This window comes from Flavobacterium sp. AK-345 (assembly GCF_058310175.1).
Genome location: NZ_JBZEER010000010.1, coordinates 51,358 through 76,541 on the forward strand (window position 1 = coordinate 51,358; position 25,184 = coordinate 76,541).

A 25,184-nucleotide genomic window follows, 5' to 3' on the forward strand; every position below is an offset into this window, starting at 1 on the left:
ATTTACCCTACTTTATAAATCAATTTCTTTACGAAGACTCAATAATGCCAAGTGAATGCGTTTTTCGACAGCTTTTACGCTAATGTTTAATTCCAGGGCAATTTCGCTGTATTTTTTTCCATCAATTCGATGCATCAAAAAGGCAACACGCTGTTTTTCGTTTAAGTTCTCGATAGCTTTCAAAAGTTTAGACTGAAATTGTTTTTCCTCTAAAAGATATTCCGGGTTTTCATTTGTTTTGTCTAAGCCTGTGAAGTTTTTTTCATATTTCAGCACCACTTTCTGGTGTGCAATTTCATTAAGACTGCTATTGTTTGCAATCGTATAGATGTACGATTTTGCTTTTTCCAAAGGCACCGAAGCGCAGTTTTGCCAAAGTTTTACAAATGCTTCCTGTGCTATATCTTCTGCCTGATCTAAATTGCCAAATTTGTAAAAAAGGAAATTGCGAAGTGCTTTTATGTGACTTTTAAAAAAAGACGAAAAGACTATTTCATCACAAGTATTTGATTCGGTTTTATTTGGCATTTGGATTTTTCAATTTGTAGTAGCAAAAGTATTTGTTTTTACTTTAAGTAGGGTAAAAGTAAAGCTGATTGTTTTATAAGAGTAAAAAATAAATTTTCTTATGATAATTAACAATTTAAAAAAGTGAAACAGAAACCCTTAATACCAGATTTATTAAAAAGCAGTTTCTTAAATTTTATTACCTTTGTAAAAATATAAGTATGTTCCCTTTCAAAAAATATTTATCAATAGCATTCCTTTTAGTCTTATTGTCTTGTCAAAACGACAGAGATGAGCAGGGAAATAATGCGCAGGGAACAATTACAAGTGTTTCTCCTCTTACTACTTATCTGCAAAGAGTGGCAATGGTACCAACAGTGCAGGATAATGTAATCGACGGATCTACTTACTGTACAATAAAACTTCCTTATACTGTTACTGTTAATAATGAACAAATTGCCGTTAATACAACTGCTGATTATCAAAAAGTAGTAGATAATATCAATGCAAGTACTTACGATGACGATATTGTAAAAATAGATTTTCCGGTAACGATGGTTTACTACAATTACGTACAAAAACTAATTGAGAATGAAAATGATTTTAATGATTTAATTGATTATTGGAATCTTTACCCTGATCTTTTATCCAAAATTAATGGGTTAAATATTAATTATCCTATCACGATTAATATCTATAACAGCGCCAGTCAATTTGCAAGTTCTCAATCGATTATAAGCGATGAGGCTTTTTTTAATTTTATAAAAAACCTGAATGGCAGTCAGTATATTTCATTAAATTATCCAATTTCTGTATTAGATTATCATAATCAGGTAAAGGCGATTACGAATAATTTGGAGTTCGAAAATGCTATAAAATATGCTATTGATTACTGTCCGGAAAATAACATTGCAACACTTGATTTTACAGAGACACTAACAAATGGCTCTTGGAAAATAGCTTATTATTTTGATGATTCAGAAAAAACGCTTTCTTATAGTGATTATTGGTTTATATTTAAAAGTGACAAATCGGTAATTGCTAAAAAAGGAGCAATTGCAGAAACTGGAACATGGGAAAGTACGGTGGTGAATAATGTTAGGGAATTAAAAATAAATTTCAGTTCAGAATTACTTGGTAAATTAAGTTGTAATTGGAAATTGTTTGAATTTAATAATTCCCAAATCAGGTTACGTGATGTAACTGATAGCACCAATTATCTTTATTTTGAAAAATTATAAGTTCTTTATCCCTGAAAGAATTTTAAATAAAATATTCCTCTTGCATTTTTTGAGTTAACTCTACTTTTTATTGAGTTAACAAGGTTTATTAAAATCATGGATATTTATATAAATTAATAAATTATCTCAATTTAATCCATATAAATGCATTTCAAATACCTATTGATCTTTTTCATTTTGTTTTCACTCAACGCAAATTCACAAATTGTAGAAGATAAAAAAAATTTTCGCGCAGCAGATTCCTTATTGAAGGAAAATAGTTTTTCTGTTCACAGGGATAATTATTTTTTAACGGGTGTGCCAATAAATGCTCCAATTACTAAAAACTCTGCCGATGTAAAATATCAGGTTAGTTTTAAGTTACGATTGTACTCAAAGCCTATATTCGCAGGTTTTTATCCCTATTTACTATACACTCAAAAAGCTTTTTGGGATATTTATGCCAATTCAAAACCATTTTCCGAAATTAATTTTAATCCCGGTGTGGCTATTGTTCGTCCATTTTATTTAAAAGGAGGAAGGCTAACTTACGGAACAGTTTCATTTGAACACGAATCAAACGGAAGGGATTCTATTTATTCCAGAACATGGAATATGCTTGCGTTTTCATTAAAATCGCAGATTTCCCCACGATGGACAGTTGGTTTGAGGGGATGGATTCCGCTTGTCGATAAGGAAGATAATCCCGGACTTACCAAATATGTAGGTTATGGCGAAGCGAGTGCAACTTACCAGATACAACCGGGACGATGGAGTGCAGATGTTCTTTTTAGAAAAGGAAGCGGCCTTATCAATTATGGATCGCTGCAGACACAGGTAAACTGGAGACCCTACAAAAATGAAAATTATTATCTCACATTACAATGGTTTGTGGGCTACACAGAAAGTTTGATTGATTACCAGGAACACAAAAGCATGATTCGTTTGGGATTTACAATCAAGCCTGAAAATATGGGCATTTTTTAAATTACTTTATTTTCATTGTACTTTTTACTTTAACTAAAGAAGTAAAAAAAGATATTCTTAGTCTTGCAATGAAACCATTTTCGGTACTACCCAGTTTTTTTTATCTTACAAAAACGACAAACATAAAACATCTTTTTTTGCTGATTTGTAATTACTTTAGTTTATAAGTAATTATAAGTCAGTTAAATATACTGTGTGTTATTTGGCTGATAAAATAATTTTAGTATCTTTATTCTTATAAAATTCACTTTTTATATAATCCTGATTTTTCAGGAATTTGTATACTACAGAAACAGATAACGAATAATAAGGTTAAAGTTATCTTACAAATAAAGAGCGCTGGCGGTTTGGTCCCGTCAGATAATATGGAGTAATACAAAAACCTGTGGAGAAAGAAAAATTTATCACGGAGAACGCAAAGTTTTTTTAAATATACTAGTTTAGTAAAAATATCCCGAAGCCTCGGGACACAAAGCTTTGCGGACTTAGATTGTGTAAACACAACTTAAATCTTAGTGAACTCTGAGAATCCCGATAGCTATGCGGGATTGCGTTCTCTGCATTAAAAATAATTAGGAGATATAAAATTTTTAATATTTCTCCACAACTAGCTTTGATCCGATAATATCCAAAGAAGGCATATCTGCCTTTGGATTACAAGCCATATTTTATAGAGTTAGACTCATTTACAGTATTAGAGATTTATGAGGGAAGATAGAAATGTTACGTATTTACATAACAAAATGATTGATTTATACCTCTGCAATTGTATTAATTTCTGAATTCATTATTCCTGTTTTCAGTTTTAGACTGTATTGAGCTGCACAACATTTAATTTCTAATACTATTTTCGCTATCGAGAAGAGACTTTGGAGAGCGGAGGTAAATATATTATTTAATAATAACTAATATGTCTAAAACTATGAAACAAGAAACCGACGCTCAACAAACAGATTTAAAAATTATTTTATCTGATTATGATTCCACATGGCCCGCTGATGGCCCGATCGATTTAGATATTCATGACCTTCCACACGATGCATCCGGAATCGAATGGTGGTATCAAAATTGTCATTTGACTTCTAAAGATGGTAAACGGCTTTCTTTATTCGCTTCCTTTTTCAGGGCGGCAAAAAGAGACGAGCATACAGGAAATTTAAACCATACACATTCTGTAATCTGGTCCTTATCAGACATCGACGGGAAAAAGTATTATACGGACTCTCTTGTAGATAGAAGTTTACCAAGTGAAGCATTAAAAATGATTAAGAAATACGACGAAAAAAATGTGGGAACCAAATGGATTCGCCGTGCATTAAAAGAGGTGTATGAGAAAGGAAATGTGCCGCTGCCTGACAGATTTCTTAAAAAAACTGTTACTGTAGGGACGAAGAATCTTTCACTTGAATATGATGAGAATTCTTTTAAGAAAGAGGAACAGGGCAACTATCATTTAAATCTGGAAAACCCATCGAAAGGAATCGCTTGCAGACTTGATTTTGTCCCCTTAACAAATCCGGTAAGACATGGAAACAATGGAGTGGGGAGCAGTATAGGAAGAGAAGATCTGTTTTATTATTTTATTCCAAAATGTGACGTAAGCGGGGAGATCCTGATCGATAATACAGTTTACAATGTAGAGGGCAGTGGTTGGTATGATCATGAATTCGGCAGGTCTGTAGATGAAAACCCAAACTTTGACCTTGAGCATGATCTGGCCTGGAACTGGATAGCACTCCAGCTGGATAATGGCTGCCAGATATCCGGATATAATCTTTTTGATAATAAAATTAATGGTGCACATGCTGGAGGTATAGTAATTATGATAGCTCCGGATGGTGAAATAAACAGAACAGAAGATTTTTCATTTACTCCTGAAGATTACTGGACAAGCGTTCAAACTTTTATTTCGTATCCCGTTTCCTGGAGATTGGAAATCCCAGAATTTAATATTTCTCTTTCTGTTAAAGCTGAATTTCCGGAACAAGAGTTTATTACGATTCTCTCTGCGCCGGCAATTTGGGAAGGATGTGTAAATGCTACAGGAAGTTTTATGGCAGCAGAAGTTTCCGGCCCTGGATATATTGAAATAAACGGATTTAATACTACTATAAATATTGAAAATTTCTTAAAAAATGTTGGTAAGGCAACGCAAAAGGCGATAGAATCATTACTGCCTTTAGACCCTACTGACGATGAGTTTTACAGATTGGTAAACAGTTCGCTGGGAACTTCTTTTTTTAGCACTGCTGATAAAGAACAATATGTTTCGACTGTTATCAAACCAATCAGGGAAGTTGTTGATCGTAATAAAAAATCCTGGCGGTCTTATGTGTTTTTAGCTTGTATAGACGTTGTTGGCGGAAACTCCCAGCCGTTTGTCGACTGGCTCGCCATGCTAGAGATCATACATACAGGATCATTAATTGTAGATGACGTGCAGGACAAGTCTGATACACGCAGAGGAGGCACCGCTTTGCATTTGATGTACGGAGAAGCACTTGCAATTAATGCGGGCAATGCCTGTTATTTTATTGGAGAATTGATGATGCATAGTCCGAAGCTTCCAGAACATATCCGGCTGCAGGTATATGAATTTTATTTTGGAATGATGCGTGCTGGGCATGCAGGCCAGGCAATGGATATTAGCGGGCTTCATTATCTCATGCCAGATGCAGTAAATAGTGGGGATAACACATTACTGGAAAAGAGGATTTATACGATACACCGGTTAAAAACAGCAGCCTCTTCATGTACATTGGCCAAAATGGGAGCACTGTTAGGAGGGGGCAAACCGGAAGAAATAAATGCGCTTGGTGTTTTTTTTGAAGCCATTGGTGTCGCCTATCAAATAATGGATGATGTATTGAATTTGCAGGGGTACGACAATAACAGAGATAAAGGAGAAGATATTACAGCGGGAAAAATAACCATGCCTGTTGCCAAAGCAATGGGTTTATTGCCTTTGGATAAACGTGAATATGTTTGGGAAATAATTCAAACAATGCCTACAGACAGAGCGATTATAGAATCTGTAATTGTTACATTGCAAAATTGTGGTGCCATTGCCGCCTGTAGGCAGGAAGCAGAAGAGCTTGTAGAGGAGGCCTGGAAAAAAGTAGATGAAGTAGTAGAAGATTCATTTTTTAAAATAAGAATCCGGGCCTTTGGCTGGTTTGCATTGAAAAAAGGATAATGTGATATGAAGAGTATATTTTCTTCTGAAAAACCACTCGGACTTCATTTGATTAAATAGCAGCTTAAATTTAATAGATAAACACGAATTTTCACTAATATTCTATAGTTGGTTTAGTTTGCGAAATTAAATTTCACAAACTAATTAGTTCAAATTAGTGAAATTCGTGTTTAATTACGATTAGCACTATTGGCTTGTCTGATCACTTTTGGATCGGTTAGGTTAAAACGATAAACAAAACTCAGTCGGTATCGGGCGGCGTTAGGTATGCTTACTTCTTTAAATAAATAATCGGTGCCAGTTGTGGTGTTTTTGTTTTGGCGTAAATTAAAAGCGTTGCTTACATCAAATACAATTGTTGCTTTGTCTTTTAATAAATTTTTGCTCAAACCAAAATCGATTGATTGCAATGCTGCATTTGTGGTTTGTGCATTTTGCTGTTCTCCACGAAAGTTATAGCGGCCCTGAAAACTAAATTTAGCCGGCAGTTTAATCTGCGTACTTAAACGTCCTGTAAAAGTTTCTCCGTTATAATCAAGGTTTTTTTCCTGATAATTTCCTTTTTGTACAAAGCTGTAAAAGTTCATTTCTACATTTATCTGTAACCATTTTAATGGATTGTATAATGTAGAAAGTTCAAAACCAGTGCGCGTTTCGTAGTCAATATTAATTGGTGTTGTATAAAATATATCATTCTCACGGTAAGTAAAATCCTGAATATAATTTTTTTCTCTCTGATAATAAACGGAAGGATTCAGGGTTAGTTTTTTCCAGGTTTTAAGAAAACCCAGTTCAAATGCATCGGTATAAGAAGGATTAAGATCTGGATTTCCAATATATTGTGCGTTTAAATCCGTCAGTTCATTAAAAGGATATAAAGCATACAAAGCCGGGCGGTTAATGCGTTTGCTGTAATTAAGCTGCAAAGTCGAAGTCTCAAATTTATAACTCATATTAACAGTAGGGAATAGTTTTGCATAATTTTTCTTGTCGTCATATGTGTTTTTAATATCTGTAATAGAAATTTGGGTTAGTTCTGTACGCAAACCCAGCATGTAATTGAATTGGCCTGTTTTGTTGCTAAATTGAGCATATGTGCTGGAAATGGTCTCGGTATATTTCAAATTATTATCAATGTTTTGGTAAATTGTCCAGTCATTTTCTTGTTGCTGTTCGGCCAAAAAATCACTGGAGACTTTGCGAATCTCACTTTTTATACCAAATTCAAATACCGAAACACTATCAATAGGTTGTATAAAATCACTCTGAATAAGTAAATCTTTACTATTGCCTATTGATTTTGTTCTAATTCCAGGATAAGTTACTGGAGTTGGAAATAAACGCTCTGTTGAAAGATTCCAGTTTTTATCACTGTTCCACCAATCGTATTGAACGTTAATAGTCCATTTTTTTGCCTCTTGTTTAAATGTTTGTGTATAGTTAAATTCTAATTGATTGTAATCCCTTTTTTCCAATGATTTGCCTTGTCTTATTAAAGTGCTATCCAGGCTCGTATCGTTGCTGTAATCGTATTTTAGGTGAGTTTTATCATTATCATGTGTGGCATTCTTTAAAAAAGCTGCGGTAATAGTGTGGTGATCGTCAAAAAAATAATCAGCCCCAAGATACATCAGTTTTCCATCGTCGTGACGGTCTTCATTTTGCACACGGTTCATTAGACTTGGCGTGCCATTATTAATAGTGGACTGATTTGTTGTATACAAACCAACGTAATCAGATGAGCGAATGCTGAAATTTGAAAAAATATTGATTTTATCTGATTTGTAGTTGATACTTGGATTAAGACGGCTATCATTTGGTGAACCGGCCACCAATCGTACCTGACCATTAAAACCACTTTTTTTGTTTTTTTTCAATATAATATTAATAATTCCTGCAGAACCAGAAGCATCATATCTTGACGAAGGATTCGTAATAACTTCTATACGATCGATTTGGTCGGCAGCGATTTGATCAAGCGCGTTGGTTTGGGTAAGACCGGATTGTCGTCCATTAATAAGGACTAATACACTGCTGTTGCCACGAAGACTCACTCCGCCGGTTGGACTAACTGCAACAGACGGTACTCCATTTAAAACATCATTGGCAGAGCCATTTTGCGAAAGCACATCTTTACCAACTTCAAAAACCTTTTTATCCAGTTTTAAACTAATGTTTGGTTTTTGACCATTAATCTCTACGGCATTCAATTGAACTGCATCAGTAGCTAAACCAATAGTTCCTAATTCTATTTTTGCTTTACCCGAAATAATCTCCAATGGCTGCGTATAATTTTGATATCCCATAAAACTAAAAGAAATGGTCATTTTTCCTATTGGCAATTTTTCTAAACTAAAAACGCCATGCTCATCAGTAACACCAATTAGTACTGTTTTTAAGGCGCTGTCTTTTACCGCTATTGTTACATACGGCAATGCTTCTTTGGTGGTATTGTCCTGAACTTTTCCGGAAACAGTGGCTTGCTGCGCATTGGCCAAAAAGTGAAATAGTAAAATTAAAATACTGGTTATTAGGGTTTTCATGTTGATTGGTTATATAGTACAAGATTAGTTGATAAAATAAAATGAGACCTTTTAAAACATGCAAACGGCTCTAAGAGCTTTTGAAATGCATTTCTCAATTCGATATTTATTCTATCTTTATCTTATGTATCGACTGACCTTTTTTAGCGCTTTTTTACTGCTTTTGTTTACCTCGTGTAAACAGTATACTGATTATGTGAAATCGGATGCATCTTATTCTTATTATGTTAATGAAGATCGTGTACAAGATTATCTGGGTAAATCTGCAGAAGATCTTTTTAAAGTTCAAATACCGGTAAAGTTGATTAAACGTGATAATAATGCCGGACCATTAGGTTTACAGGTGAATGGTTTTGGTGCTTTTGATGTTTATTGGGATGGTATTTTTGTGGGAAGCAACGGTAAAATGGTCCAATCTGGTCAGCCCGAAGTAGCTGGCACTGAAACGACGTATTATGAAATACCCGAAAAAAGAGGCAATATTGGCTTGCACATGATCACTATTATTGGAACACAAACGCAATTGCGAGAAGCAAATCGTGGAATTGATATAAGACTCGAAAGCTTTTTAAGACTTCATCGCTCGCCGCTTATTGTAATGTCTTTTATGAATCTCATGGCAGGAGCTTTTCTTATTGCTGCTATTTATTATTTTTTTCTATACATAAACAGCACTCGTAAAGAAACAACTGTTTTGGTTTTTGGCATAATTTGTCTGCTTTTCTTCTGTCTTTTAATTATAGAATATGTCAAATTTTATGTAGACATTCCATATACTCAATTTTATACCCGTTTACAAATCGTGGGCTTGCTCACCTTTGCCATTTCAATTCTGGTTCCGTGGTATTTTATGCTGCAGTTTGACTTCAAAAAAAAGCGGTTGTTTTTGTTTCTTTTGTTTACCAGTCTTATTGTAATCTATATTACTAATTATGGACATTATGATATAACGGCGATTTATTTTAGCTATGCCATGTGTCTTATTTCTATTATTATAGCAGCAAATGCCACATTCCGAAAAATCAAAGGCGGATCGATTGTTGTCGCGGGCTTACTGGTAAGTGTTGTTGTTAATCGCTATATTTTCTATGATTTTGGATTGTTTATCGGTTTTACCATTATCGTACTTTCTATGTTGTATCTTCATACCATTCGGGCAAAAGCAATCGAAGAGGCTCATAATGCATCCTTATTACTTTCGTCAAGATTGCAGTTAGAACTGATCAAGAAAAATATTCAGCCGCATTTTCTTCGAAATACTTTAACCTCGTTGATCGATTGGGTTGAAGAATCACCACAGCAAGGCGTTGTATTTATTCGGGCACTGGCAGACGAATTTGATATTATGAATGCCATTTCCGAAGATACACTTATTCCTATTAGACAAGAAATTGAATTGTGTCGAAAACATCTGGAAGTAATGTCTTTTCGTAAAGAAGTTTGCTATGATTGGGAGGAAAAAAATATTGATGAAAATGAAGAAATTCCGCCTGCGATTATTCATACCATTATTGAAAACGGAATTACACACAGTTTACCACCCAAAAAAGGCTGTATTTGTTTTTGTTTAAGTTTTACAAAAGAAAAAAACTATAAAGAATATACATTACAAACGATTGCAAAAAACCGAAAAACTAGAAAAGAGAAAAGTAACGGAACAGGTTTTAAATATATCAGTGCCAGATTGAATGAAAGTTACGGTACCAACTGGCATTTTGATTCTCATGAAGTAGAGGAAGGCTGGATGACAACAATTAAAATTTTTGATAAAAGATGAAGATTCTGATTATTGAAGACGAGGCCAGAATTGCCAAACGAATAGAAAGAATGACGCGGGATTTTTTTGATAAGGAGACCGGGATTTTACTTTGTGATTCAGTTGAAAACGGATTAAGTATCATTGACCAAAATTCAATCGATTTGCTATTGCTGGATTTGAATTTAAACGGCGAAGATGGGTTTGATGTTCTGCAAAATGTGGTAGCAAGGTCATTTCAAACCATTATTATTTCGGCTTATACAGATAAGGCAATTACAGCATTTGGTTATGGAGTTCTGGACTTTGTAGGCAAACCCTTTGATGAAAACAGATTGACACAAGCTTTTAGACGTTTTACTTCACCAGAAAAACAACCCAATGGAGATCTTCAGTTTTTAGCAGTAAAAAAAGGGAAAACCATTAGACTGGTCTCCATTAAAGATATCCGATACATTAAAGGCGCGGGAATTTATACCGAATTGCATTTATCAGATAACCGTATTGAACTTCATGATAAATCTTTAGAATCTCTGGAAAAATTACTTCCCTCAACTTTCGAGCGAATACACAAATCGTTTATTGTCTGCTGGAACGAAGCCGATAAACTCATTGTAGAACCCGGAGGGAAATACAGCATGTTACTTAAAAATGCCGAACTTTTGCCTGTAGGCCGATCTAAGTACAAGGAAATTCGCCATAAAATGATTTGATTTTGTTATCTCAAAACAGGAATTTTCACAAAACTATCGGTATACCATTTTATTTGCAAAGGCACTTTTGCATCTTTAATAGTTTCATCGCTTACTTCTTTATCAGTTCCATAATTTAATTGAGAAAACGAATTTTTATTTACATCGATAACAATAAGCAATCTGCTTCCTTTGCTTAATTGCTTGCTTACCAAATGCGTATTCGAAAAAGAAATTGTTTCAATAGCATCAGGCTTTAGCAATTGTCTTTTTTCAATATTTTTTGCATAACTGGCGCGGCCAATGTAATAGGACAAATGAAAATATTCGCCATTTGGCAATACTTCATAAACAGTTACACCCAAATCAACATCTCTTTTATTGATACTTATTTTTAATTCTCCTAAAAAGGAACCGTTTACAATTACAGGTTCTTTTAATGGATCACTTATAAAACGAAATCCACTCGTTGTATCAATTTCTTTTTTAATTATCGGATCTGGATAATAATCGTTATTGCTGCTTTTCTGTCTGTCAGCAAGATCTATTTGTTGTAATAGAAAATCATTTTTACCGGATTTTTTAGAGTTTGCCGTATAAAAATTTCCGGACTTAGTATTTGTTAAATAAAAAGTCAGAAAGCCGTTGTGCATTTTATCTATTGAAGGAGCACTTCGCCATGAGTTTGCGCCCATAACTTCATAATTGATTTTATCTTTTAGCACTTCTGGTTTAGTTCCGTTCTTCAAAATAAAATCAAACCATTGATACGTAATTTTTTTGATATCGATTAATGCCAACGAATCAACTTTATAATCATTTATAACAGCCTCACCGCCAATTTGGGTTCCAAAATGCCCGTATGGACCAATAATTAAATAAGCCGGCGTATTGGGATTGTATTTTTGAAGTTCTCTTAAATAATATAAACTTGAATTTTGAGAATCGTTATAATAGCCATCAAAAGCTAAAACGGGAATATTTATTTGTGCAAAATCTAATTTGTACGGAGCCATTTTTTGCCAGTAATTATCAAATGCAGGATGACTTATCCATTTTTGAAACAATCTATTTGGTTCGCCATCAATACTGTCCAGTTTTTTGTAGGCCGTACCGGATTCCCACCATTTCGATTGCATTGTTCTAAAACGCTGCCTGTTATTTCCCGAAACCGTATCTAAATATTTATTATTGCTAACATAAAAAGCCCACTCGTAATTTGGATTAATAAAAATATTATTTTCCATTGGCAAACCCATTCCGGGTCTGTTAGCAACATAAGGAACAATTGTTTTTAATGCCGGATGAACTGTTTTGCAAGCCGCCCATTGCGTAAAACCATTGTAACTGCCACCAAACATTCCAACACTTCCGTTGCACCATTTTTGTTTGCTAATCCAGTCAATGGCGTCATACACATCGGTGTTTTCATTCTCGTACGGATTTATTTCATTTGGACTAAACCGTTTTCCTCTGCTATATATCATTATACCAACATAACCATGATCTGCAGATTCTTTTAAGGTTTTTAGATCTCTGCCTTTGTCTCTGACATAAATTGTATATTGAAGAATTACCGGTTTCGGAGTAGTATCTTCTTTTTTGCGAACAATTATGGCTGATAAAATCGCGCCATCACGGGTTTTTACCGAAACGCTATCCTGAATATCATAATCGCTTGTTTGGCTCGTCAATTTAGTAGCCTTTCTTTGCTGAGCCGATAAATTGAGAACAACTAAAAATAAACTTATAAATAATAGGATTCTTTTATTGCACATAATTAGAAAGTTAAATGAATTCTAATTAATAGACAACAATTATTGAAAAGTGTTACAATTAAAGCAGATGTTTAGCTATAATTAACTTTGATTTTAGAGCCGGTTTTTTGTTTTAAGCTGTTTTGACTATATTTACTTCATACAATAAATCTTCACAATGAAAATAAATCTTCTGCTATATATTCAATTCTCATTCATTTTTGGATTTTTTTTCTCTGCAATTTCCATGAATGCTCAACATGAAGCTTATTCAAGCCCGGTAAAACACGAGATTGCAGATACGACTTTTGTGAATTTAAAAGATTATAGCAAAGATTTTATCTACGACATGAAATATGCAACTGAAGATAATTTTCTGAAAGCCAAAGTATATGATTGCGCCGAATGTGTTTTACGATTAAAAACGGTGCAGGCGCTAATTGCTGCCAATAAAGATTTTATGAAAAAAGGTTATAAAATAAAGCTGTACGATTGTTACAGACCTTTATTTATACAAAAGAGAATGTGGGAAATTGTATCGAATCCGGAGTATGTCGCAGATCCAAAAAAAGGTTCTATCCATAATAGAGGAGGTGCGGTTGATATTTCTATTGTTGACGCCAATGGAAAAGAAGTTGATATGGGAACTCCTTTTGATTTCTTCGGAATTAAAGCAAGTCACAATTATACCAAACTTTCAAGCAAAATAAAATCAAATCGTGCTTATCTTAAAAAAATAATGATTGCCAATGGCTTTAATTCATTCGATTCAGAGTGGTGGCATTATAATTTAAAAACCGGTTTAAAAGATAAGGTTTCCAATCAAAAATGGGATTGCGAATAACTATTCCGCATATCCAGATATCCACAAAAGTATTTTTTGTTATTCATTTAAGAAGTTTATCGCTTCTTAGATACTATTATTAATATCAATAAAATATTCAACTCGCTTAATCGTAGCAGACAATTTTTAGTTCTTTAAAATTGTTTTCCATGCACATAAAATTTCTTTAATTACTCCGTATTCTATTTTTTGTCGTGATTTATATCTGTTTATAAAACTTGAAGATATAATAATTTGATTTTCACTTATATAGGATTAAACTTATGTATTGAGATGTAAAAAAAAGTTAATTCTAACAAATTATTATTTCGGATGTTAAAAAAGAGAGAATAATCTTATTTTATCTGTCAAAGTGCATAATAATATACTGAATTATATATTATTGATTAATTTTTTTTGGTTAATTTCATCATCCTAGTTTTTTAACTACCTATATATTAGATAGTTGTGATTTTATATCCTCCTTGGAAAGAATGCTTTGACTAGCTCCTTTAGTCAGATATGCTTCTGTTTTTGTATAAGCCTCATTATTAACAAAAGTTTTTTTAACCATTAAAAAAAATTATTATGAGACTAAAATTATGTTTATTGCTCGTTTTTATTATTACTTTTTCCTGGGCGCAGACCACGAAAACATTTGTCACCAATGGAGCATTTCCTGTTCCTAATGGTGTAACTTCTATTAATGTAAGTGCATGGGGCGGAGGAGGATCCGGTGGAGGTGCGAGCGGTGCCGGATTGCTTTTAGGAAGAGGTGCTGCCGGTGGAGGTGGAGGTGCCTTTGCAAGCTCCACACTTACAGTTACTCCCGGAGCTACCTTGAATGTAGTGGTGGCTGGTCAAACTTTGGGAGCTTCCGGAGCTAATGGCACAGCAGGAGGCAATTCTACCATTTCAGGTTATGAATCTTTATTTCTAGCCGCTGGTGGTTCAGGTGGAGGAGCAAACAATGCAGGTGGAACACCTGTTGGTGGCATTGGAGGAACAGTTGCCAATTCTAAAGGAACAGTTCGTTTTGCAGGAACTTCAGGAGGCAATGGCAGTACCTCACTATTATCATTATTGCTTTCTTCAGGAGCTGGTGGTGCGGGGGCCAACGCAGGAGGCGCGGGAGGTCCGGGGTTATCGAGTCTAATTTTGGGTACTGCACCCGGAAATGCTGGTTCATCTCCAGGTGGCGGTGGCGGTGGGGCAATAAATTCTGCATTAGGTGCCGCTCAAGTTGGAGGAACTGGTGCGGCAGGTCAGCTAACTATTTCTTATACGTGTCCCACTTATAATGTTACCAGTACAACAGCAACTAATGTGTGTGCTTCTAGTGGTACAACATCAACAGTAACGTTAACTTCTGGCGCATCATCATTACCGGTTGGTAATTACGTAGTGACTTATAACAGAAGTAATCCCAGTGCTACAGCATTAACAGCAAATTTAACAGTAAGCACAGCAGGCACCGGTGTTTTTACGGCAGTAGGATTAAATACCGTGGGTTCTAGTACCATAACAGTAACCAAAATTACTTCTGCGACTTGTTCTTCAACTATTACTTCTAATAATACAGCCACAGTAATTATTTCGCCTGCAACAGTTGGCGGAACAGTAACAGGCGGAACAACAATTAATGCAGGAAGCACAAGTGGTTTATTAACTTTATCCGGTCATACAGGATCTGTGGTTAAATGGCAGTCAGCTGTAAGTCCGTTTACGACATGGGTTGATATTGCTAATACAAATACAACTTATACTTCAGGAGTATTAACAGCAACTACGCAATTTAGAGCAGTTGTACAAAGTGGGACTTGTGCAGCAGCAAATTCTGCTGCAACAACGGTTACAGTAGTGCCTTTACCTACTATAACGGGATTAGCTGCAAGTAATGTATGTACAAGTGCTAATGCACAAAGTACGGCGTTAAGTTACAGTGCAACAACGGGATCTCCAATTACCTATAGTATTGTTTGGAATTCTTCTCCAACAAATAGTTTTGCAGCTGTTACAGATGCAGCATTGCCATCTAGTCCAATTACGATTGCAGTTCCTGCGGGAGCTGTTGCCGGAACTTATACCGGAACATTGACTGTGAAAAATGCAAATGGTGGTGTAAGTACAGGTTCAGTTTTTACTGTAACCGTAAATGCAACTCCAACAATTGAATTTGATGGAATATTTTCTGAAGTTTGTGCAAACAACACTTCGCAAATATCAACTTTATTTTATAGTGCTTCTTCCGGAAATCCTACAAGTTATGCTATTGATTGGGACAGCACAGCAAATGCAGCTTTCTTAGATGATATTCCTGATACTCCAAACATTTTTGATCCAACTGGTAGTAAAATCCAAATCGAAATACCAGCAAATGTTTTGCCGGGAACCTACGAAGGATTATTTATATTGAGAAATGAATTTTGCAGTTCTCAATATCCGGTAACTATAACAATAACTCCAGAAACTGTTGGCGGAACAGTAACTGGTGGCACAACAATTAATTCTGGTGAAACAAGTGGTTTGCTGACTTTATCAGGTCATACAGGATTCGTTCTTAAGTGGCAGTCAGCTGTAAGCCCGTTTACGACATGGGTTGATATCGCAAATGTAAGTTCTATTTATTTTTCAGAGGCATTAACAGAAACTACACAATTTAGAGCTGTTGTACGAAGTGGAAATTGTGAAATTGTAAATTCTGATCCCACAACTGTAACAGTTGAGGATTTACCAACTATAAGCGGATTAAGTTCAGATAACGTATGTTTTAGTTCTAATCCGCAAAGTATACTGTTAAATTATACTGAAACAACCGGATCACCAGTTACCTACAGCATAGCATGGGATTCTTTTGCTCTGGTACACTTTACAAATGTTACTGATGCAGTATTACCGCCTGGTGCAATTACGATTCCAGTTGCTGCCGGAACTCCTGTTGATGATTATTCCGGTTTGTTGACCGTAAAAAACGCAAATGGTGATGTTAGTATTGGTACGGCTTTTACTGTATTTGTAAATGAAAAACCTACAATTACAACAAATGGAACAATCTCTCCGGTTTTTACAAGTACCAGTTCACAAACAACATCATTGGCATATACTGCAGTTACAGGAAACCCTACAGGATATTCTATTAATTGGGACGTTTTTTCAACTAATAGTCCAATAGATAATCAAGGTTTAACTCCATTCACTTTTGCTCCGGGCGGGGGCGTAATCAATACAATTGAAATATCTCCAAATATTCCGGAGGGAAGCTATGTTGGACTACTGACTATTTATAGCGGAACTTGTAAAACGGATCTAGCAGTAACAATAATAGTTAATGATGCGGTTGTACCACCAACAATAACATTAGCAGAATCAACAAATACTGTTTGTTCAAGTAATGATCTGCAAGGAACAGCGTTAAGCTACAGTGCAACAACGGGATCTCCGGTCTCTTATAGTATTGTTTGGGATTCTTCTCCTGCAAATAGTTTTGCAGCCGTTACAGATGCAGAATTACCTGCCAGCCCAATCAAGATTCTGATTCCTGCGGGAACTGGTGGCGGAACTTATACCGGAACATTGACTGTAAAAGATGCGAACGGTGTGGTAAGTACAGGTTCGGTTTTTACAGTACCTATTAACCAATCACCGGAAGTTGCAATTACAACTACACCAGAAACATCTGGATCTTTGGGGAGTATTTTTGTAGAAAATTTACCTGAGGGTAATTCGTTGGTAGCGATTAGTCCAGGCGGAACAATTTACGAATCAAATACAGGTTCTTTACTTATTGATAATCTGTCATCCGGTACTTATCTTCTAAAAATAATTTCAGAGCAAGGTTGTGATCAGGACGTAACAGTTGGAGTTCCTTATCAATTTTTCGCACCAGAAGGCGCAAAATCGGCAAACAATACAATTTCAATAGCTTCTAAAAACAAAGTGATTAACGTTGAAACTTTCAATGAAAATATTGATGAGGTTCTTGTTTATGATATGTCAGGTAGTTTACTCTACAAAAAAGAGAAAATTGGCGATTCTAAATTGGTTATAGATAATTTAACCAACCGTCATCAGATTTTGATCGTCAAAGTTGTTTTAGATAATAATCGAACTGAGACAAAAAAAGTAAGTTATTAAATTGAATTCAGGTTAAAATTTAAAAACCATTCCGTTTTGCGGAATGGTTTTTTATGAGAAATAGCGAATAGTTATTCAACACATCGAATGTTTTCCATGAAGTAAGTATCCGGATGATATACTTTTTTGTTCATTTCAGAAGTTAATTCGCTTCTTACGATATAATCTTCAATATCAGTTAAATATTTAATTCGCATAATCGTAACAGGAGATTTTTTTAGTTCTTCAAAATTATCTTTCATAAACATGAAAATTCCGGTAGTTACCCTGTTATTATATTCTTTATCGCGAATAAGAGTTCCGCAGTTTTCCTGATCGATATGAATTAGCGTTACAATTTTACCGTTTTGTAATTGTAAAAATACTTTTGAGTTTTTGTCAAAACAATTTGCTTTTACAAAATCTTTGCTTTTTTGAATCAATTGCAGGTTTAAGGTTGGTAAACCATCAGTTTGTGCCAACGAAAAGAATACATAATTTGAAGTTCCGCCAAAGTTTTTTTCGCTTATCATGTATTCGTTTGTAACTTTATAAGTACCAATAGAATCAGATACATTTGCACTGTATTCACATGGTTTTTGGGCAAAAGCAGTAAAGGTTAATAGAAAAAAAGTTAATGTAATTAGTTGTTTCATTTTTCAGTTATTTTTCTGCAAATTAAAACTATTTTGTTATCATTTTTATCTGTTGTAAAAAAACAATACAAATTTCCTCCATTTTTTATTTTCCACTTTTTTCTAATGTTTTCTACCGTGTCCGGAAAATTTCTTGTGGTAATATTTGCCTGCTGATTTAAGAGTTCCGTTTTCATATCATTTTTGCTGTATGAAATCACTTTTTCAATTTCAAAAGCTCTTCCCGGAAAATCAATCAATTCATCAGAAGTATATAAATGAGAATGTTTATGCAGTTTATTTATTTGGAAAGAAGTACTAACTTCATCAAAACCACCTGATTTCATAATGGCAGAATTGGGTTCGTATAGAAATTTTTGCGGTAAATGATAAAAAGGCAAATCTAATTGGTCGCCCAAAATAAATTCAAAAGTTTCAGTTTTGTCTTTTAAAATGTTCGCTGTTTTGATGGTTATTTCGCCTGAATAATGATTGTGAATTTCAAAAAGCAATTCTTTTACTTCATTTTCCAAAGCAATAATATGAATGTTTTTTACGAATTTCAATTCAGATAAACCTGCCGAAATATCTAATAAAGGCGCTGTTTTAATTAAAATTGAATCACTTTTTTCGAAATAAAAATCTAAAGATTCCGGAACATTTGGCAAACAGTCTTTCAGCATAAAAACTTTGCCTTTTGCATCATTTCTTCGAGAAGGATCAATATAAATCCAATCCCACTTTTGCTCTAAATTATTTAAAATAGTTGAAGAATCATCCGCATAAAATGTACAATTATCAACTTGTAACTGCTCAAAATTGTGTTTTACAATAGCCGATAAATCTTCGTTTATTTCGCAATGTGCAACAGTTTTAAAGTTTTTAGAAAAATAATAATCATCAACACCAAAACCTCCTGTAAGATCAATTAAACTTTCACCCGAAATTAAAGAAGCTTTATAAGCCGCTGTTTTTTCTGATGAGGTTTGTTCTACAGAAATCTTGCTTGGATAAATGATATTTTCTGTTGAAAACCAAGTTGGTAATTTGTCTTTTGCTTTTGATTTGGCTTCAATTTGATTTAAAATTAAAATCCATTCTAGTTCCGGAAAAGGATTTTTCTGAAGCGCTAATTTTGTAATCGAAACACCGCTATTTTGGGTAATAAATTCTTGAATATTTTTGTTTAAAATAGAAGTGTTCAATGCTAAATTCTTTCGGTTAATACGGAGACAATTTTGTTGTCAGGAAAAAATTCTTTCAAAATTACTTTCACCATTGTAAAAACCGGAATTGCAATAATCATTCCTACGATTCCAAAAGTAATTCCGCTAATTAAAGTAATCAGGAATATTTCTAACGGATGCGAATTTACACTTTTTGATGAAATTATCGGCTGGCTAATATTATTATCAATTGCCTGAACAATCATAAAACCGATGATTACATAAATAGTTTTTGGTAAAATCTCTGTTTGAAAATCGCTTCCAATCATGCTAATCATTGTCAAAAGTCCTGCTAAAACAGTTCCAATAATTGGCCCTATGTACGGAATAATATTTAGTATAGCACATAGAAAAGCAATTACGAAGGCATTTCTGTTTCCAAAAATCATTAAAACAATTAAATACAAAATAAAAACAACCGTTAATTGAAGCAGTAAACCAATAAAGTAACGGGTTAAAAAGTGATTGATTTTAGTAACAGAATTGATGATTTTATCTTCATTATTATCTGGCAAAATTTTTCTGGCTGTCGATTTAAAATTATCCTGATCTTTAATAAAGAAAAAAGTAATAAAAAATACAGAGACTAATCCCATTCCCATATCAGCAACAAATCCTAAAATAGAATTGATAAATCCTGTAAAATAACTAAAACTAAGCATGGATGTTATCTTAGATTCTTTCAGTACTTTGTTTAAATCTACGTGAGGAATGTTAAAGTAAGTTTCAATGCTTCGTTCGGCTTCTAAAAATTGCGCCTGTAAATGATTTGTATCTAAAAGAGATAAATTATTGGCTTGTGAAATAATCAACGGAACAAACAAAAATATAAAACCAATCATTGTTAATATGAAAACAATTATGGTAGTTGTGGCAGCCAATGAGTTACTGAATTTTAATTTATTTTTTAAAAACTGAACTAACGGATTGGCTATCAAACATAATATCAATGAAATACATAAATAGACAATTACGGTTTGAATTTCGTATAAAAAATATAAAATTATACCAACAACCAGGATAGTGGTTAAAGCTCGTAATATTCCATTAGAAATAATTTTTGATGTGATCATGATTCAGTTTTAGATTATAAATATAGGAAAAAGCTTTTATATTTCAGGGCGAAAACAAAAAAAGCGAGATATATACTATCTCGCTTTTAGTGTATGAAATTGAATATCTTTTAGATACCAAATGCAGCTCTTGGACCTCCGGTTACAAAAATCGCAGCCATTCTGCTTTTTTGTCCGTTAGAGAACATGTACATTGCATTATCATCAACATAATCCATGTAGTTCATTGTCATTTCTACTGGAGTTCCAGAGCAAGTACTGTAGTGAGGATAAGCCGGTACACCATAGTTTTCTTCGTTATGAGTTGGAGTATCAGATACTAAATCGCTTCCGCAAGTTGCATCTCCCCAAATGTGACGTAAGTTCATCCAGTGACCTACTTCGTGAGTAGCTGTTCTTCCTAAATTGAAAGGAGCATTAGCAGAACCAGACAAACCAAAATATCTAGGATCAACTACAACTCCGTCAGTAGAAGAAGCTCCACCAGGAAATTGAGCATAACCTAAAATTCCGCCACCAATAGTACAAGACCATAAGTTAAGCTTTGTAGTTGGAGAAGTTGGTGCAAGACCTCCCTGAGCCGTTTTTTTCATGGCATCATTTGTTCCCCAAGATGTTTTTGTGGTTGATTTTCTAATTACCTGATCTAAAACAAATGAAATACCAACATTTGCTTTAACACCAGCAAATAATGCAGGAACGTTTCCGTAATCAGAGTTTAAGGCATTAAAATCTTTGTTTAATACATCGATTTGAGTTTGAATCTGTGCATTCGAAATGTTTTCTGCTGTTGTTCTGTATAAAACATTTACAACTACCGGAATTTGAACTTTACCATTTACAAGTTTGCCTGTAAGTAAAGCTTTGTTTGTAAAAGCTTCAATTTCATTCATTCTGATCGCCAACGTTGGATCAGCTTTTAATTGAGCTTCTAAAACTTGTTGAGAGGCACATCCTCTGTGGGCAATTGCACTTACATTTGAACCTGCTGATTCTGTTGAATCATTTTGACAAGAAAACAGCAATAGGGCTGTAACTGCGGATAAAAAAACTTTTTTCATAATAATAGGGGTTTTTGTTATAATATTGTTGATTAGTTAAACAATATCGCAATTTTATAACAAAAGTTTTAAGTAGCAAAATATTTACAAATAATTATTTGTGAGAATTTTACAATCCCTTATATAATCTAGTTCTTACAAAAATTTAACTAAATTTATTAAGAAGTAATTTCGTACAAAGCTATACTTGTGGCCTGTACGACATTCATCGAACTGTTCTTTCCGAACATATTTATGTGTACAATTTGGTTCGAAATTTTTAAAAGTTCATCTGATATTCCGTCAATTTCGCTTCCTACGATCAATGCAATTTTTTGATTGTCAGGAATTGCAACTTCTTTAAGAGGCTTGCTGCTGCTTGCAATTTCCAGAGCGATAATTTCGAAGTTATTTGAAGTTAAATAATCGACAACTTCAGCCGTTTGTTCGATTACAGTATGCGGCACATAAAGATGTGTGCTTCTTGACGTTTTATTAATTTTTCGGGGAGTCAGCGGAATATCTTTTCCTAAAAAAATAATATTTTCTACGCCAAAAGCTTCGGCAATTCTAAAAAGAGAACCAATATTTTGTTGAAAATAAATATGATCACAAACCAGCGTTATCGGAAACGTTTTTCGCTCAAATTGATTTTCTTCGTGAGTAAGCTGCACTTTGTAAAGAATTAAGAATTAAAAATTAAAAATTGAGAATTAAAAATGTGAAACCGCAATTTTTATGTTAGTTTGCTTTGTAAAAAAATTGATTTCTGAATATTTAAAATTCAATCAAAATTTTATTTTTCAATGAGTTATAATTAATTATGCCAATGAGTTTTAATTAATCCGTTGGGTGTAATGTCAAAAAAAAATAATTAAACACATAGAAACATAGATTTTATATTTAGAAATAAGTAAACCAAAAAGAAACTCGTTTCTTCACACATAGCTCTATGTTTGTTAATGCGAGTGAAAGGCCTTTTTGAGCTCAATAATCTATGTTTCTATGTGTTAAAACAATTGCACCCAACCGGTTTTAATTCGTAAAAATATAATTGATGATGTTAGCACCCATTTTTAGTGCTTTATCTCTCGCTGCAAGTGGATCGTTGTGTACTTCTGCATCTTCCCAGCCATCACCCAAATCGCATTCGTAAGTATATAATAAAACCAGTTTGTTTTCGATAAAAATGCCAAATGCCTGAGCACGTGTTCCATCGTGTTCGTGAATTTTTGGCAAACCATTCGGAAAAGGAAATGGCTTTTGAAAAATAGGATGATTTGCGGGAATTTCAATCAAATTATTATTTGGGAATATCTTTTTGATTTCTTTTCGAATATATTGATCCATTCCGTAATTATCATCAATATGAAGAAAACCTCCGCCAGTAAGGTAATTTCTTAAGTTTTCGACATCAGTATCGCTAAAAACCACATTTCCGTGACCTGTCATATGTACAAAAGGATACGAAAGCAAGTCAGGATTTCCCGGCTCAACCGTTGATGGTTTCGCTTTTATTCTCGTATTGATATTTGAATTACAAAACTGAATTAAGTTAGGCAAAGAGGTTGGATTTGCATACCAATCGCCTCCGCCGCTGTATTTTAATAAAGCTATTTCCTGAGAAAAAGAAGGAAGGGAAAGAAGGAATAATAAGTAAAATATTTTTTTCATTTAATTTATATTTTTTGTCTTTCGACAGAAATCTTTACAACAAACTCTGCAGTAACCTTTGTCAAAGTTCAAAACGTTGACAAAGGTTTTACGTAACCAATCAGCTAAACACTCTCATTAAAAAAAACCACACTATGACACGCCACAACAGCAGCAGTTTCAGTGCGTAAACGTGTATTTCCTAACATTACCGGCTGAAAATTATTCTCTATGGCCAATGCAATTTCTTTTTCAGAAAAATCGCCTTCGGGACCAATTAATAAGGTTACGTTTTCGTTTGGTTTTAAAACTTCTTTTAATGATTTTTTATCGGTTTCTTCGCAATGTGCGATCAATTGTAAACCTTCGTTTTTTTGTTTGATGAATTCCTTAAACGAAATGGCCTCGTTTAATTTTGGCAAATACGTTTCATTCGATTGTTTCATCGCCGAAAGGATAATTTTTTCAAAACGTTCTTTGTTAACCACTTTTCTTTCAGATCTGTCGCAAAAAATTGGCGTGATTTCCTGAATACCAATTTCTGTAGCTTTTTCTAAAAACCATTCAAAACGATCGTTCATTTTGGTTGGCGCAACCGCCAGATGCAAACGGAATTTTGGTTCCGGAGATTTTGTTATTGAAAGTACTTCAACAATACATTTATTGTCTGAAGCCAGTGTAATTTCTGTTTCAAAAACTAAACCTAAACCGTTTGTAACGTGTAGGATATCTGAATCTTTTTTGCGTAATACTTTTATAATGTGACGGCTTTCTTCTTTATCAAAAGAAAAAGTTTCGGTCGTTTCATCTATATTCGGATTGTAAAATAATTGCATAATTAAAATTGAATTCGTGCTTTTGAAACTACTGCCTGAGTTTCAAAGCGATTTGATAAATATTTTTGATATCCTACAATTCCAATCATGGCAGCATTATCTGTAGTGTATTCAAATTTTGGAACAAAAGTTTTCCAGCCGTATTTGCCTTCGCTTTCTTTCAAACGCGTTCTGATTCCGGAGTTTGCCGAAACACCGCCGCCAATGGCAATTTGCTTAATTCCGGTTTCTTTTACCGCTAATTTTAATTTGTCCATCAAAATTTCGATAATTGTATATTGAATAGAAGCACAAATATCATTGAGGTTTTCTTCGATGAAATTTGGGTTTTCTAATTTTTTCTTCTGAATAAAATATAAAATTGCTGTTTTTAAACCAGAGAAACTAAAATCCAGTCCGGGCACTTTTGGTTTTGTAAAAGCAAAAGCTTTTGGATTTCCTTCTTTCGCATATTTATCGATCAAAGGTCCGCCGGGATAGGGAAGTCCGAGAATTTTTGCACTCTTGTCAAAAGCTTCTCCAACTGCGTCATCAGTGGTTTCACCGATAATTTCCATGTCAAAAAAACCATTTACTTTTACAATTTGTGTGTGGCCGCCACTAATGGTCAGGGCCAAAAACGGAAATTCAGGCTTATCAAAACCTTCTTCATCAATAAAATGTGCTAAAATATGTGCATGCATGTGATTTACAGCAATTAGCGGAATATTTAATGCTAATGAAAGTGATTTGCTAAAAGAACTTCCTACCAATAAAGAACCCATCAAGCCAGGTCCTTGTGTAAAGGCAATGGCAGTTAATTGTTCTTTTTGTACATTTGCTTTGCGAAGTGCAGCATCAATCACAGGAACAATATTTTGCTGATGTGCTCTCGAAGCCAACTCAGGAACAACGCCGCCGTATTGATTATGAATTAGCTGGTTAGCCACAACATTTGAAAGTACTTTGTCGTTATGTAAAACTGCAGCCGCAGTATCATCGCAAGAACTTTCGATGGCAAGAATAAAAACCTCTGAATTTTGCATATAAAGGCACGAATTTTGGATTATATTTGACAAATCAAATTTTTAAATTTCTTTGATTGAAGTAGAAGCCAAAATTAAAGAATTTTTATCAAAAACAGTCGT

At 34.1% G+C, this 25,184-nt stretch carries 18 protein-coding genes; 7 read left to right on the plus strand and 11 right to left on the minus strand.

Annotation, left to right across the window (positions count from 1 at the left end; translation table 11 throughout):
* Positions 1 to 12: 12 nt before the first annotated feature.
* Positions 13 to 528, minus strand: coding sequence for an RNA polymerase sigma factor (locus AC4FQ3_RS17195; protein ID WP_042565074.1), 516 nt, complete (start codon positions 526 to 528; stop codon positions 13 to 15).
* A 200-nt stretch (positions 529 to 728) separates the two neighbouring features.
* Between AC4FQ3_RS17195 and AC4FQ3_RS17200 the strand changes: the two genes are divergently transcribed.
* From AC4FQ3_RS17200 to AC4FQ3_RS17210, 3 genes are all read left to right on the plus strand, one after another.
* Positions 729 to 1,748, plus strand: a complete 1,020-nt coding sequence (locus AC4FQ3_RS17200; RefSeq protein ID WP_491182660.1) for a hypothetical protein — start codon at positions 729 to 731, stop codon at positions 1,746 to 1,748.
* Positions 1,749 to 1,892: 144 nt separating this feature from the next.
* Positions 1,893 to 2,714, plus strand: a complete 822-nt coding sequence (locus AC4FQ3_RS17205) for a phospholipase A (protein ID WP_491182661.1) — start codon at positions 1,893 to 1,895, stop codon at positions 2,712 to 2,714.
* Positions 2,715 to 3,636: 922 nt separating this feature from the next.
* On the plus strand, positions 3,637 to 5,910 hold the full coding sequence (locus tag AC4FQ3_RS17210; RefSeq protein ID WP_491182662.1) for a lipocalin-like domain-containing protein: 2,274 nt from the start codon (positions 3,637 to 3,639) through the stop codon (positions 5,908 to 5,910).
* A gap of 170 nt (positions 5,911 to 6,080) precedes the next feature.
* Here the strand turns inward: AC4FQ3_RS17210 and AC4FQ3_RS17215 are convergent, their stop codons facing one another.
* The gene (locus AC4FQ3_RS17215; protein ID WP_491182663.1) at positions 6,081 to 8,453 is read right to left on the minus strand and encodes a TonB-dependent receptor; all 2,373 of its coding nucleotides are present in this window, start codon (positions 8,451 to 8,453) and stop codon (positions 6,081 to 6,083) included.
* 58 nt (positions 8,454 to 8,511) lie between these two features.
* Between AC4FQ3_RS17215 and AC4FQ3_RS17220 the strand changes: the two genes are divergently transcribed.
* Positions 8,512 to 10,230 carry a histidine kinase gene (locus AC4FQ3_RS17220; RefSeq protein WP_042565069.1) on the plus strand — a complete coding sequence of 573 codons (1,719 nt, stop codon included), beginning with the start codon at positions 8,512 to 8,514 and terminating at the stop codon, positions 10,228 to 10,230.
* Positions 10,227 to 10,922 carry a LytR/AlgR family response regulator transcription factor gene (locus tag AC4FQ3_RS17225; protein ID WP_042565068.1) on the plus strand — a complete coding sequence of 232 codons (696 nt, stop codon included), beginning with the start codon at positions 10,227 to 10,229 and terminating at the stop codon, positions 10,920 to 10,922. Before AC4FQ3_RS17220 ends, AC4FQ3_RS17225 begins: the two co-directional genes overlap by 4 nt.
* Positions 10,923 to 10,927: 5 nt before the next feature.
* On the opposite strand, the gene AC4FQ3_RS17230 is transcribed toward AC4FQ3_RS17225, so the two are convergent.
* Positions 10,928 to 12,679: a CocE/NonD family hydrolase gene (locus AC4FQ3_RS17230; RefSeq protein ID WP_042565067.1), complete on the minus strand. Its 1,752-nt coding sequence runs from the start codon at positions 12,677 to 12,679 to the stop codon at positions 10,928 to 10,930.
* Positions 12,680 to 12,836: 157 nt separating this feature from the next.
* Here AC4FQ3_RS17230 and AC4FQ3_RS17235 point away from each other — a divergent pair, with 157 nt between their 5' ends.
* Together AC4FQ3_RS17235 and AC4FQ3_RS17240 are read left to right on the plus strand one after the other, a co-directional pair.
* The gene (locus AC4FQ3_RS17235) at positions 12,837 to 13,502 is read left to right on the plus strand and encodes a M15 family metallopeptidase (protein WP_042565066.1); all 666 of its coding nucleotides are present in this window, start codon (positions 12,837 to 12,839) and stop codon (positions 13,500 to 13,502) included.
* Between the two features lie 567 nt (positions 13,503 to 14,069).
* A complete protein-coding gene (locus tag AC4FQ3_RS17240; RefSeq protein WP_491182664.1) occupies positions 14,070 to 17,615 on the plus strand; it encodes a DUF8696 domain-containing protein in 3,546 nt (1,181 codons plus the stop codon).
* Positions 17,616 to 17,686: 71 nt separating this feature from the next.
* On the opposite strand, the gene AC4FQ3_RS17245 is transcribed toward AC4FQ3_RS17240, so the two are convergent.
* The 8 genes from AC4FQ3_RS17245 to tsaD all read right to left on the minus strand — a co-directional run bounded on the left by AC4FQ3_RS17245 (position 17,687) and on the right by tsaD (position 25,082).
* Positions 17,687 to 18,250, minus strand: coding sequence for a hypothetical protein (locus tag AC4FQ3_RS17245; RefSeq protein ID WP_042565064.1), 564 nt, complete (start codon positions 18,248 to 18,250; stop codon positions 17,687 to 17,689).
* Complete coding sequence (locus tag AC4FQ3_RS17250; protein ID WP_491182665.1) at positions 18,247 to 19,434, minus strand: THUMP-like domain-containing protein; 1,188 nt, start codon at positions 19,432 to 19,434, stop codon at positions 18,247 to 18,249. Before AC4FQ3_RS17250 ends, AC4FQ3_RS17245 begins: the two co-directional genes overlap by 4 nt.
* 2 nt (positions 19,435 to 19,436) lie before the next feature.
* Entirely contained in the window at positions 19,437 to 20,528 is a 1,092-nt protein-coding gene (locus AC4FQ3_RS17255; protein WP_042565062.1) for an AI-2E family transporter, read from the minus strand.
* A gap of 110 nt (positions 20,529 to 20,638) precedes the next feature.
* Positions 20,639 to 21,589 carry a zinc metalloprotease gene (locus AC4FQ3_RS17260; protein WP_491182666.1) on the minus strand — a complete coding sequence of 317 codons (951 nt, stop codon included), beginning with the start codon at positions 21,587 to 21,589 and terminating at the stop codon, positions 20,639 to 20,641.
* A 158-nt stretch (positions 21,590 to 21,747) separates the two neighbouring features.
* On the minus strand, positions 21,748 to 22,242 hold the full coding sequence (locus tag AC4FQ3_RS17265) for a TrmH family RNA methyltransferase (protein ID WP_491182667.1): 495 nt from the start codon (positions 22,240 to 22,242) through the stop codon (positions 21,748 to 21,750).
* Positions 22,243 to 22,603: 361 nt separating this feature from the next.
* On the minus strand, positions 22,604 to 23,242 hold the full coding sequence (locus tag AC4FQ3_RS17270; protein WP_042565059.1) for a DUF4159 domain-containing protein: 639 nt from the start codon (positions 23,240 to 23,242) through the stop codon (positions 22,604 to 22,606).
* 104 nt (positions 23,243 to 23,346) lie between these two features.
* Positions 23,347 to 24,057 carry a 16S rRNA (uracil(1498)-N(3))-methyltransferase gene (locus AC4FQ3_RS17275; RefSeq protein ID WP_463460398.1) on the minus strand — a complete coding sequence of 237 codons (711 nt, stop codon included), beginning with the start codon at positions 24,055 to 24,057 and terminating at the stop codon, positions 23,347 to 23,349.
* Between the two features lie 2 nt (positions 24,058 to 24,059).
* Positions 24,060 to 25,082, minus strand: a complete 1,023-nt coding sequence (gene tsaD, locus AC4FQ3_RS17280; RefSeq protein ID WP_042565057.1) for a tRNA (adenosine(37)-N6)-threonylcarbamoyltransferase complex transferase subunit TsaD — start codon at positions 25,080 to 25,082, stop codon at positions 24,060 to 24,062.
* Positions 25,083 to 25,184: the final 102 nt, after the last annotated feature.